The sequence below is a fragment of the Geobacillus lituanicus genome, assembly GCF_050994965.1.
GTDB classification, from domain to species: Bacteria; Bacillota; Bacilli; order Bacillales; family Anoxybacillaceae; genus Geobacillus; species Geobacillus stearothermophilus.
Genome location: NZ_CP194773.1, coordinates 1222687 through 1234214 on the forward strand (window position 1 = coordinate 1222687; position 11528 = coordinate 1234214).

Sequence of the window (11528 nt, forward strand, 5' to 3'; positions counted from 1 at the left end):
CAAGGAGAGATGGATATGGCCCAAAGCCTTTCTCCTCGGGAAGAACAAAATGCGACGCCGGATGTGCGGCTGCTTGAAGAAGAAAATCAACGCCTAAAGGAGCGGCTCAACAGTTATTCCCTCATTTTTGAGCGATCGCTCGACGCGATTGTCATTTTGAATAAAAACGGTGAGTTTGTCGATGTGAATGAAGCGGCGTGCAAGCTGTTTGAGATGGATAAGTTTGACTTGATCGGCCGTTCGTTCTCTTCGTTCCTCGAACTCGTGCCGCCGGATATTTTGCTGTTTCAGCAGTCGATGCTGCAAAAGTTCGGCTCGTTCAGCGACGAGCTGCTCATTAAGCTGCCGGACGGCAAGGTGAAGCATATCGAATTTTCGATAAAAAAAGACGTGTTTCATGAATTTGACCTCGTGATGATGCGCGACGTTTCGGCTCATAAGGCGCTTGAGCGCGAACGAATCATTCATGAGTTTTTGTTTCGCGACGTATTCAACCGCGCCGTCGACGGCATCGTCATTTTCGATGAATTTGGGCGGTTTATCGATGTCAATCCGGCGTTTTCGATGAGCTTGAACTTGGAAAAAGGAAAACTGCTCAATTTGTCGTTTCAGCAGTTCGTCGCCCGCGAATGCGCCAATGAGTTCGCACGGCTGCTCGCGGAAGTGAAAGAAAAGGGAACGGCCAAAGGCGAGTTGTCGCTTGTCCGCCCGGACGGAACGGTGAAAATGTTTGAACTGACGGCGACGTCGAACGTCTACAGCGGCTTTTACATGGCCATTATGCGCGACGTGACCGAGAAGAAAAATATGGAAATCAAGCTACAAAAAAGCGAAGAGCGGTTTCGGGCCATTTTCGAGCAGGCGCATGAGGCGATTCTCATTTGGGATGATTTTGGCTACATATTGAACGCCAATCCGGCCGCGAGCCGGATGTTTGAGCTGCCTTTGAATTTGCTTGTGCGCCGCAATTTGCTCGATTTTGTGGAATATGGGGATGAAAAGGTGAAGCGGATTTTCAGCGAGTTCCGCCAAAAAGGGGAAATTCGCGATGAGCTGACGTTCCATATGCCAAACGGCGAACAGAAACAGCTTGAGTTTACGATGAAAAAAGGGGCGATTGACGGCTACCATTTGACCATTTTCCGCAACGTGAGCGAGCGGCGGAAAATCGAGCGCGAACTGCGGGAAAGCGAACAAAAATTCCGCAGCATTTTCGATCACTCGATGGACGGCATTTTGCTTTGGGATGAGCAGCATCGCATCATTGACGCCAATCCAATCGCCTGCGGCATTTTTTCTGCTGAAAAGGAGGCGCTTCTTGGCCGGAAGGTCGGCGAACTTCTTCCGGACCGGGCGCGCCGCCAGTTGAACAAGCTGATGGCTGAGTGTCAGCGCGCTGGCGAGGCGAGCGGCGAAGTCGAGTTTTCCGATGAGACAAAGGGGCGAATCATCGAGTTTTCGTTGAAAAAAGAAGTCATTCCCGGCGTTGGAATGATGACGTTTCGCGATGTGACCGAGCGGAAGGAGATGGAGCTGCAGCTGCGCAAATCGGATACGCTCAATGTCGTCGGCGAGCTCGCTGCCGGCATCGCCCACGAAATCCGCAACCCGATGACGGCGTTAAAAGGGTTCATCCAGCTGCTGCAAGGAAGCATTGACGGCGATTATTCGATGTATTTTAATGTCATTATGTCGGAATTGAAGCGGATCGAATCGATCATCACCGAGTTTCTCGTTTTGGCCAAACCGCAGGCGGTGCAATACAAGCAAAACGACATTTGCAAAATCATGCAGGATACGATCGATTTGATCAGCGCCCAGGCGATGATGCATAACGTGCAAATCATTGTCGATTTCGACCGCGGGCTGCCGCCGGTGTATTGCGAGCCGAATCAGCTGAAGCAGGTGTTTATCAACATTTTGAAAAACGCCATTGAAGTGATGCCCAAAGGCGGGGACATCACGGTGCGGATCGCCCGCATGGGCAAAAATGTTCGCATTTCCATCACTGACCAAGGCTGCGGCATTCCGAAAGATAAAATCAAAAAACTCGGCGAGCCGTTTTATACGACGAAAGAGCGCGGCACCGGACTCGGCTTGATGGTCAGCTATAAGATCATTGAAGAACATCAAGGGAAAATTGACGTGGAAAGCGAAGTCGGGGTCGGCACGACGTTTCATATTACGCTGCCGATCGAACGAACGGAAAGAGAGGACAACGATGACGATTGATTATGCAGTATACCGTTCAGAGCTGTTCGGCGACATTTACATCGCTTCTGACGGCGATGCAATTGTGAAAGTCGAATTGTTTTCGGAAGAATGGTGCGCGTTTGCGGGCGGGCATCCGGTTGTCCAAAGCCGGTCGCCGTTGCTTGAACGCGCGCTTCGACAGTTGGATGAGTACTTTCACGGCCGCCGCCGGACGTTTGATTTGCCGCTGAAATGGAAAGGGACGCCCTTCCAAGAAGAAGTGTGGGCGGCGCTTTGCCGCATCCCATACGGCGAGACGGCGACATACGCTGACATCGCTGCGCAAATCGGCCGCCCGAAGGCGGTCCGCGCCGTCGGCCAGGCGAACCGGGCGAATGAGCTCGCCATCATCGTCCCGTGCCATCGCATTGTCGGCAAAAACGGCGCCCTCGTCGGCTACGCCGGAAGCCGGACCGATGTAAAAGCAAAGCTGCTGGAGTTGGAGCGGCGCTATCAATCGCGCTTCAGCTGATCGGTGGGTGTGTATGCCTCCCAAAATGGCGCCCGCCCCCATGACGCGAATCCATGGGGGCAGGGAACGGGACATTATTTTTTTTGCCAATGCGACAACGCGAGGGCGCCGACTAAAATGGCGCCTTTAATAATGTCTTGGGCGTAATACGGGACGTTCATCATCGTCAAGCCGTTCAACAACACGCCCATCAAAATCGAACCGAACAGGGTGCCGATGACGTTCGGCTTGCCGGCGCCGAAGACAGAAAAGCCGATGTAGGCGGCGGCGACGCCGTCCATCAAAAACGAAGCGCCGGCCGACACTTGCCCGGTGCCGATGCGCGAGGCGAGCACGATGCCCCCCAAGGCGGCGAAAAAGCCGCTGATGACGTACGCATACGTCCGGTAACGGTTGACCGGGATGCCGGAGAGCCGTGCCGCTTCCCGGTTTTCACCCGTTAAATAAAAGAGACGGCCAGGTTTGGTGTATGTTAAAAACAAGTGGGCGGCCATGACGACAACGAGCATGAGCAAGACCGAAAACGGCACGCCAAACAGCTCCCCTTGGCCGATAAATAAAAAGGAAGGAATAAATTTGCCCGGCGCCGTGCCGCCATCAGGCAGCGGCATGTCGTTATAAATCGAAAATCCTTTTGTATACGTAAGCTGCACGCCGTTGATCGCGTACATCGTCGCCAACGTGGCGAGCAAATCGGGCAGTTTGAATTTGACGATCAACAACGAATTAAGCAGCCCGACGGCGACGCCGAGCAACAGCGGCACGAGCAAGGTGACGAAAATTTCTTGGCGATGCAAGACAAGCGCCGCCGCACTGGCAATCGTCGCCAAGCTCACTGTCGAACCGACCGACAAATCGAAGCCGTCGACGATGAGCGAAAATGTAATGCCAATGGCCACCAAGGTGACGATGGAAATGGAACGCAAAATGTCGCTGAAGTTTTCATAGGTGAAAAACCGGTCTTGTGTCAGGCCAAAATAGGCGATTACAGCCAAAATGGCAAGCAGTGTGCCATGTTTATACAAAAATTCAAGAATGAACGGCGCCGCTTTTTTCGACGGCGGCGCGGAAACGGCCGGCTGGCTCATCGATCTCACCTCCGCTGCAATAGTACACAAGCTGTTCATAGGTTAGTTCTGCGGCCGGCAGGCGGGTGAGTAGCCGGCCGTCAGCCATGATGTAGATGGTGTCGCACACCTCAAGAAGCTCGTGAAATTCACTCGAAAAATATAGTACTGTTTTTCCTTCATCGGCGAGAGCACGGATGATGGAAAACACCTCTTGTTTGGCGTGGACATCGATTCCTTTCGTGGGCTCGTCGAATAGAAAAACACGCGCGTTTGTGTTCAGCCATTTGCCGATGACGACTTTCTGCTGGTTGCCGCCGCTTAAGTGGCGGACAGCGGTCGAAGGCGACGGCGGATGGATGCCGAGCGAGCGGACAAGTTCGTCGGCGGCGTCCGTTTCCTTCCTCCGGCTGATCCATTGCCAGCGCGACAGCCGGGAAAGGAGGCGGACGGTGATGTTGGTTTTCACTGACTCGGGCAAGAACAGCCCTTGTTTGCGCCGTTCTTCCGGAATAAGACAAAGGCCGGCGGCAATCGCTTCATGCGGCGATGAAAATGTATAGCGCCGGCCGTCAAGTTGCCATTCGCCAGACGTCTTCCGGTGGGCGATGAGGCTTTCAGCGAGCTCCGTTTTGCCGGCGCCAACCAAGCCGGCGATGCCGACGATTTCGCCGCGATGGGCGTAAAGATCGACCGTCGTGCCGGTTTTTTCGATCGTGATCCCACGGACGGCAAAGGCGATGTCGCTTCCATGCGCGCGCGTTTGTTTCATGGCGGCGGCTCGCCTTGTTCCGGTCATATGAAGGACGATGTCTTCAAGCGGCAAACCGCGGGCGGAACCATGGTAGACGACGCGGCCGTCGCGCAAAATCGTCAGCTGGTCGGCGATTTCCTGCACTTCTTTCAGTTTATGAGAGATGTAAATAAAGCCGACGCCTTGCTGTTTCAGTTCCGTGATGATGGCAAACAGCCGCTTCGTTTCGGCTTCGCTCAAGGCGGCGGTCGGTTCGTCCAAAATGATGTAGCGCGCATTCGATGACAACACTTTGGCGAGCACGATCAGCTGTTTTTCATGGAGCGAGCAGTCGCGCACGAGCTTTGCCGGCGAAATGGCAAGGCCGACGCGGCGAAGCAGAGCAGCGGCCCGTTCTTTTTCCCGGCGCAGCGAGCGGATCGGTTGTTTCTTCACATCAGCGAGCTCATCAGCCGCCAAGTTTTCGTAAACGGGCAATCCTGGGAAAAGCGCCGTGTCGACCTCTTGGACGACGAAGCCGATGCCGGCTCGTTTCGCGTCAAGCGGCGACGAAAAGGTGCAGTTGACGCCATCGATCGTGATCGTGCCGGCGTCGGGAGGAATGGCGCCGGCCAAAATGTTCATGAGCGTGCTTTTGCCGGCGCCGTTCATGCCCAAAAGGGCGTGGACTTCGCCTGGACGGACGGCAAAGTCCACGCCGTCAAGCACGCGCACCGCGCCAAACGATTTTTCAATGCCTCGCATTGACAGCTCGTTCATTTTTTGTTCACCTGAGCTTCCAACGTTTTCATCCATGGCGAGATGGCGACGTTCGATTGCCCCCAGCCCGGAATGTATTGCGACAGCTCATTCATCGACACTTGTTTGTCCGGAAGATCGGACCGTTTCACTAAATGTGGTTCAAGCGAGTAAATGTTCGGCGTTTTCTCGCCGGCGATTTTTTGATAGGCGAACCGCACCTGAACGCGGCCGACTTCCGCCGGATCCGTCGCTGTTGTCGCCACCCACGGACTGTTCGGTTTTTGGATCATTTGCAAGTCTTCGTCACTCAAATCGATGCCGTATACTTTGATTTCCGTACGCCCGGCTTGCTCGATGGCGCGCGTCGCTCCTTTGGCGAACTCGTCCCAAGCTGCGAAGACGGCGTCAATGTCGCCTTTGTTCGGATATTTTTTCAAGATGGCCTCCATTTGCGTTTGCGTGTCCAAAGCCGTGTTGGCGCTCGCCGTACCGAACTTGGCGACTTCTTTTATGTTCGGATAGCGTTTTTTGAACGCCTCATAAATGACGTGGCGCCGCTCCATTGGAGTAAAACCGCCGACCCAAATCGTGACGATGTTGCCCTCTCCATTTAAATCTTCGGCGAGTGTTTTTAACGTTTTCCAGGCGAGGCTGTAGTCGTCTTGGTCGATGACGGTGACGCCGGGAACGTTCAAATCGTTGTCAAAGGCGACGACCGGGATGCCTTTTTCAATCGCTTTTTTCACCGGGCCTTCGAGCGCATCAGCGCGGCCGTGATCAAGCAAAATGGCATCAACGTTTTGCGTGATGGCCGTTTCTACGTATGAGGCCATTTTCGTCAAGTCGTTGTCGGCGTTGTAAATTTGCACTTCGCCGCCGAACTTTTGCACTTGTTCTTTGACGCCGGCGATGTATTGCGACGAGAACGTGCCGATGGACATTTGCATAATGGCGGCGATTTTCACCGGTTTTTTCAGCTTCTCCGGGATGGCCGCCTGCTCGCTGCTCGATGCGGTTTGGCTGTTGGATGAGGCGGTGTCGCCTTGGTTGGCCGTTTGCTTCGTTTCGTTGGCCGGCTTAGAGCTCACGGCGTCTTGCTCGTTCGTGCAGCCGGCCAAGACGGAGAACACGGCAAAGAAAAGAAGAAAAAGGAACGATAAGGCCTTAAATCGTTTCATGCTGCTCCTCCTTTGCAAATAACGCTGGCAGTGCCGCGCTGTAGCTGCCGCGGACGATGCCTTTTTCGGTAATGATCGCGGTAATCAGTTCGTTTGGCGTCACGTCAAACGCCGGGTTATACACGTTGACGCCTTCCGGGGCGACGCGCACGCCGGCCAGATGGGTCACTTCATCCGGATGGCGCTCTTCAATCGGGATGTCTGCCCCTGTCTTTGTCGCCAAATCGATGGTGGACAACGGTGCGGCGACGTAAAACGGAATGCCAAACGATTTGGCGAGCAAGGCGAGGCCGAACGTGCCGATTTTGTTCGCTGTATCGCCGTTTTGTGCGATCCGGTCGGCTCCGACGATAATGGCGCGAATCCCTTTCGCTTTGATCGTTTGCGCCGCCATGTTGTCCGTAATAAGCGTGACGTCGACGCCTGCTTGCATCAGCTCCCAGGCGGTCAGACGCGCTCCTTGCAAAACGGGGCGCGTCTCAAGGGCGTACACGGATAACTCGATCCCTTTCTCTTTCGCCAAATAAAACGGGGCGAGCGCCGTGCCGTAGCGGGCGGTGGCGATCGAGCCGGCGTTGCAAATCGTCATCACCCGGTCGCCTGGGCGAAAAAGCGATAACGCATGTTCGCCGATGCGGCGGCAGACATCTTCGTCCTCGATTTGGATGCGGATCGCCTCGTGAATAAGCGCCGTTTTCGCTTCGTTGACCGAGGCGGCGTCTTTGGCGGCGGCAGTGAGCCGGTCAAGCGCCCAAACCAAATTGACGGCCGTCGGGCGGGCGCTTGCCAAATAATCGCGGTCTTGCTTTAGGCGGCTATGGAACTCGTGGACCGTTTCCGCTTTATAATGCGAGGCGGCGAGCGCCAGACCATAAGCGGCGGTGATGCCGATCGCCGGCGCTCCGCGCACTTTCAGCGAGGCGATCGCATCGTACACGTCTTCAAGCGTATGCAGGTCGATATATTCTGTTGCTAATGGCAATTTTTGTTGGTTTAAAATCGTGATATGCGTCTCGCGCCACTCGACAGAGCGCGGGATGGCAAAGGTGTCCATCGTCGTCTTCCTTTCTTTTCACATTTTTCGTTGATCCGAGCCGGCACTGGGCCGGTCGGCGCCGCGTTACTGTTCGGTTTCTGCAAACACTCGGCGGAAGCCGTCCGTTCCGGTCAGCTCGTTGCGCTCGACAATTAGGCGGCGGCCGAGGCGGAGCGCGTGTCGTTTGGCGGCAAGGCGGGCTTCTTTCTGCTCGATGCCGTCAAGGTCGGCCACATGGGCGAGGCCGATCGTCCGGCGGATGACTTCGCAGCCGGCAAAGCCGACAGCATCGATGAACGCATGCCGGAGCACTTCGTCAAGCAAGCCCGGTGTCGCGGCGTACGTCTCGATGCTTTTGGTGCGCCAAAGCTCCGAGAATATGGACGCAAAGACGTCCCAGGTCCGGTCGATGTGATCAAAGAGCGGTTGGCGCTCAACGTCAGGGCGGGACAACGCATTTAACAGCAAGTTGGCGAAAAACTGCCCAAGGTCAAAGCCGATCGGGCCGTAAAAGGCGAATTCCGGGTCGATCACTTTCGTTTCGTCGGTGCTTGCGAAAATGCTGCCGGTATGCAAATCGCCATGCAGAAGCACATCGGCTTCGGTTAAAAACTTGCGCTTCAACTTCGCCGCTTCCAAACGGAGGCGGTCGTCATTCCAAAGCGTTTCGACGTCCGGCCGCAGCTCGTCTTCGAAGTTGTTCGTGTCATGGTCGAAAAATGGATCGGTGAAGACGAGATCTTCGGTGATTTTGCACAGCTCCGGATTGACGAAGCTTTGCGCCAATTTCTTTTTCTCTTGCTGGTTCATGCCGAAATCGGATGTGTAAAACGCTGTTTTGGCGATAAATTCGCCGATATGCCGGGACAAAAGCGGTAATGTTTTCCCTTCGATCAACCCTTTGCGGGCGATTTGCAGACGGGACAAGTCTTCCATCACGGTAATGGCAAGCGATTCGTCAGAATAGTAGACGTTCGGCACGTATTGCGGTACATAGCTGGCAAACGTGCGCAACGCGTTGCTTTCAATAACCGCGCGCTTTAACGTGAGCGGCCAGCTTTCGCCGACGACTTTCGCGTACGGGAGCGCCTGTTTGATGATGACGCCTTGCTTCGTTTCCTGATCGACGATATGAAAGACTAAGTTTAAGTTTCCGTCGCCGATTTCGCGGCACACAAGCGGCGCCCCGTCTCGGAATAGGCCGAGGCGGACGGCGAGGGCGGTCGCTTTTTGTTCGGTGAGCGGTTCGTAAACAGTGGATTGGACAATCGTCATTTTCACGTTCCCCCTTTAGGTTTTGGCAAATGAAAAAGCCTCTTTCGCATACGGAAAGAGGCTTGAAGATGCATCGTCTTCGCGCCTCTTATCTTTCAGAAAGACATCGGTCTTTCTGTTGGACTTAGCACCGTGCCCTGCGGAAGCGGTTCGCTTCCGGCGCCGCCTTTGGCGTGCGCCCTATCTCACGATAGCATTACGGTCGGTTGCTGGGCTTCATTGGGCCAATTCCCTCAGCCAACTCTTGATAAGAGTACCGATCTAGCTATTAAGTTTTTGCAATTTTCACGATGTTAACAATCGTTTGGTTGCTTGATTCGAATGATACAGGTTGGGCTGGCGGATTGTCAATACGTTTTGAAAAATTTTTTTGCCGCCTCTTCATAATCGTGCGGCCGGCGGTCGGCAAACACCGGGATGCGTGCGCGGACGTCCGCAACGAGCGAGGGATCGATGTCGGCCGAGAGAATGCCCGGCTTCTCGTCCGCCTCGGCGATAATTTCGCCCCATGGGTCGATGATGAGCGAATGGCCGGCGAAGACGTTGTTCGGGTCGCGTCCGGCCCGGTTGCAAGCGACGACATAGCATTGGTTTTCAATCGCCCGCGCCATCAGGAGCGTCCGCCAATGGTGAAGGCGGGGAAGCGGCCATTCGGCGACGACAAACAGCACTTCCGCTCCGGCCAACGCATGGGCGCGAATCCACTCCGGAAATCGGATGTCATAGCAAATGACCCCAGCGCACGGCAGCCCGTCAAGCGAGAACAAGCCTGGCTCGTTTCCCGGCTGCAAATACAAATGTTCATCCATCAATTGGAACAGGTGAAGCTTGCTGTATTCGCCGACGATTTGGCCATGGCGGTCGGCCACGATCATCGTGTTTGTCACGCCGGCGGCTGTTTTTTTGGCGACCGAACCGGCGACGAAATGGACGCCGTACGTTTGCGCCAATCGGGAAGCGAGCGCCTTCGCCCGTTCGGCGCCTTCGTCGGCAATTTCATCCAGGCGCGTCAAATCGTAGCCGGTCGTCCATAACTCTGGCAGCACGATGATGTCAGCGCCGTCTTTGGCAGCGGATTCCACGGCCTGTTCGGCTTGCTGTTCGTTTTTTGCTGGATCGCCAAATGCAATGTCAAGCTGCAGGCAGGCGATGCGGATCGTCATGAGCGTTCACCTCGGAAAAAAATTTTTCTTTACATTTTGCTTTTAACGATATATGATGTTGCACTAGAATTTCAAGAATTTTTGAGAAGGTGTGGACGATGACGATCGAATTTCCCTTTTCCGAACTGCTTGAACAGCTGCCGAAGCAGTTTTTCGCCTCGCTCGTGGCGAAAGTCGGTGCGAAGATCAAGGCGGGTTATGATGTGATCAACTTAGGGCAGGGCAATCCGGATCAGCCGACGCCGGCGCACATTGTCGAAGCGATGCAGAAGGCAGCCGCGAACCCAAAATACCATAAATATTCGCCGTTTCAAGGCTACTCGTTTTTGAAAGAAGCCGTAGCGGCGTTTTACGCGCGCGAGTACGGGGTGACGATCGACCCGGCCCGCGAGGTCGCCATCTTGTTCGGCGGCAAAGCCGGGCTTGTCGAGCTGCCGCTTTGCCTCGTCAACCCGGGCGATGTCGTGCTCGTCCCGGACCCGGGTTATCCGGACTATTGGTCGGGAATCGCGCTCGCCCGCGCGCGGATGGAAATGATGCCGCTTGTCGCGGAGAATGGGTTTCTGCCGGATTATTCGGCCATTCCCAGGGCGGCGGCCGACCGGGCGAAACTGATGTTTTTAAACTATCCGAACAACCCGACCGGCGCGACGGCGACGAAGGAGTTTTTTGCTGAAACGGTGGCGTTTGCGGAAAAGTACGGCATAGCCGTTGTGCATGATTTTGCCTATGGCGCGATCGGCTTTGACGGCCAAAAGCCGGTCAGCTTTCTAGAAGTGGACGGGGCGAAAGACATTGGCGTTGAAATCTACACGTTCTCGAAAACGTACAATATGGCCGGCTGGCGCGTGGCGTTCGCTGTCGGCAATGAGCGGATCATCCGTGCCATTGAGTTGTTGCAAGATCATTTGTACGTCAGCTTGTTCGGCGCCGTCCAAGAAGCGGCGGCAGCTGCGCTCCTCGGCCCGCAAGACTGCGTCGCGGAGCTCGTTGCCTTGTACGAGGCGCGCCGCAATACGTTTATTCATGCTTTGCGCGCGATCGGCTGGGAAGCGCCGGCGCCGTCTGGATCATTTTTCGCCTGGCTTCCGTTGCCAAAAGGCGCATCATCCGCCGAATTTGCCGATCTGTTGCTTGAGCGGGCGCACGTCGCCGTCGCCCCAGGCATCGGTTTTGGAAAACACGGCGAAGGGTATGTGCGCGTTGGATTGTTGACCGATGAAGCGCGGCTTCGCGAAGCGGCGGAGCGGATCGGCCGGCTCGGATTGTTTTGAAAAAAAGAGCGGCAATGAACCGTTGACGGGACAACGTTGACCAGGCTGTTTTGAAAAAAATGATTGACAACGGCGGCAAAGGCTGTCATAATTCAAAGTAAATTTGCCAATCGTTTGACAAGTGCATAAACGAGCAGGCTTTCTTATCAAGAGCAGGCGGAGGGACGAGCCCAATGAAGCCCGGCAACCGGCTTGGCGCACGCTAAGCACGGTGCTAATTCTTGCAGCGGAAACGCTGGGAGATAAGAAGAGCGCCATGAATGAATGACGCCTCTTCTTAGGAAGGGGCTTTTTTATTTCGCCATATATTGTAAA

At 55.0% G+C, this 11528-nt stretch carries 9 protein-coding genes and 2 riboswitches; of the genes, 3 read left to right on the forward strand and 6 right to left on the reverse strand.

All coding sequences use genetic code 11. The features are described 5' to 3' along the window. Nucleotides 1-15 precede the first annotated feature (15 nt). Together ACR1UW_RS06185 and ACR1UW_RS06190 are read left to right on the forward strand one after the other, a co-directional pair. Nucleotides 16-2232, forward strand: coding sequence for a PAS domain-containing sensor histidine kinase (locus tag ACR1UW_RS06185; protein ID WP_498934940.1), 2217 nt, complete (start codon nucleotides 16-18; stop codon nucleotides 2230-2232). Continuing rightward, the gene (locus ACR1UW_RS06190) at nucleotides 2222-2725 is read left to right on the forward strand and encodes a methylated-DNA--[protein]-cysteine S-methyltransferase (RefSeq protein ID WP_327993006.1); all 504 of its coding nucleotides are present in this window, start codon (nucleotides 2222-2224) and stop codon (nucleotides 2723-2725) included. The genes ACR1UW_RS06185 and ACR1UW_RS06190 overlap by 11 nt, the downstream gene beginning before the upstream one ends. Before the next feature lie 74 nt (nucleotides 2726-2799). On the opposite strand, the gene ACR1UW_RS06195 is transcribed toward ACR1UW_RS06190, so the two are convergent. From ACR1UW_RS06195 to ACR1UW_RS06220, 6 genes are all read right to left on the reverse strand, one after another. Then, entirely contained in the window at nucleotides 2800-3813 is a 1014-nt protein-coding gene (locus ACR1UW_RS06195) for an ABC transporter permease (protein WP_044745535.1), read from the reverse strand. Beyond that, nucleotides 3755-5305 carry a sugar ABC transporter ATP-binding protein gene (locus ACR1UW_RS06200; protein WP_498934943.1) on the reverse strand — a complete coding sequence of 517 codons (1551 nt, stop codon included), beginning with the start codon at nucleotides 5303-5305 and terminating at the stop codon, nucleotides 3755-3757. Before ACR1UW_RS06200 ends, ACR1UW_RS06195 begins: the two co-directional genes overlap by 59 nt. Beyond that, nucleotides 5302-6465: a sugar ABC transporter substrate-binding protein gene (locus tag ACR1UW_RS06205; protein ID WP_498934945.1), complete on the reverse strand. Its 1164-nt coding sequence runs from the start codon at nucleotides 6463-6465 to the stop codon at nucleotides 5302-5304. Before ACR1UW_RS06205 ends, ACR1UW_RS06200 begins: the two co-directional genes overlap by 4 nt. After that, complete coding sequence (mtnA, locus tag ACR1UW_RS06210) at nucleotides 6452-7519, reverse strand: S-methyl-5-thioribose-1-phosphate isomerase (protein WP_033011870.1); 1068 nt, start codon at nucleotides 7517-7519, stop codon at nucleotides 6452-6454. Before mtnA ends, ACR1UW_RS06205 begins: the two co-directional genes overlap by 14 nt. A gap of 66 nt (nucleotides 7520-7585) precedes the next feature. Continuing rightward, the gene (mtnK, locus tag ACR1UW_RS06215; RefSeq protein ID WP_498934947.1) at nucleotides 7586-8776 is read right to left on the reverse strand and encodes an S-methyl-5-thioribose kinase; all 1191 of its coding nucleotides are present in this window, start codon (nucleotides 8774-8776) and stop codon (nucleotides 7586-7588) included. Nucleotides 8777-8861: 85 nt separating this feature from the next. After that, nucleotides 8862-9030: riboswitch (SAM riboswitch) on the reverse strand. Between the two features lie 93 nt (nucleotides 9031-9123). Continuing rightward, nucleotides 9124-9939: a carbon-nitrogen family hydrolase gene (locus tag ACR1UW_RS06220; RefSeq protein WP_050368415.1), complete on the reverse strand. Its 816-nt coding sequence runs from the start codon at nucleotides 9937-9939 to the stop codon at nucleotides 9124-9126. A 98-nt stretch (nucleotides 9940-10037) separates the two neighbouring features. On the opposite strand from ACR1UW_RS06220, the gene ACR1UW_RS06225 reads away from it, so the two are divergent. After that, complete coding sequence (locus ACR1UW_RS06225) at nucleotides 10038-11213, forward strand: pyridoxal phosphate-dependent aminotransferase (protein ID WP_033011866.1); 1176 nt, start codon at nucleotides 10038-10040, stop codon at nucleotides 11211-11213. Nucleotides 11214-11353: 140 nt separating this feature from the next. Continuing rightward, a riboswitch (SAM riboswitch) is annotated at nucleotides 11354-11462 on the forward strand. The last annotated feature ends 66 nt before the right edge of the window (nucleotides 11463-11528 follow it).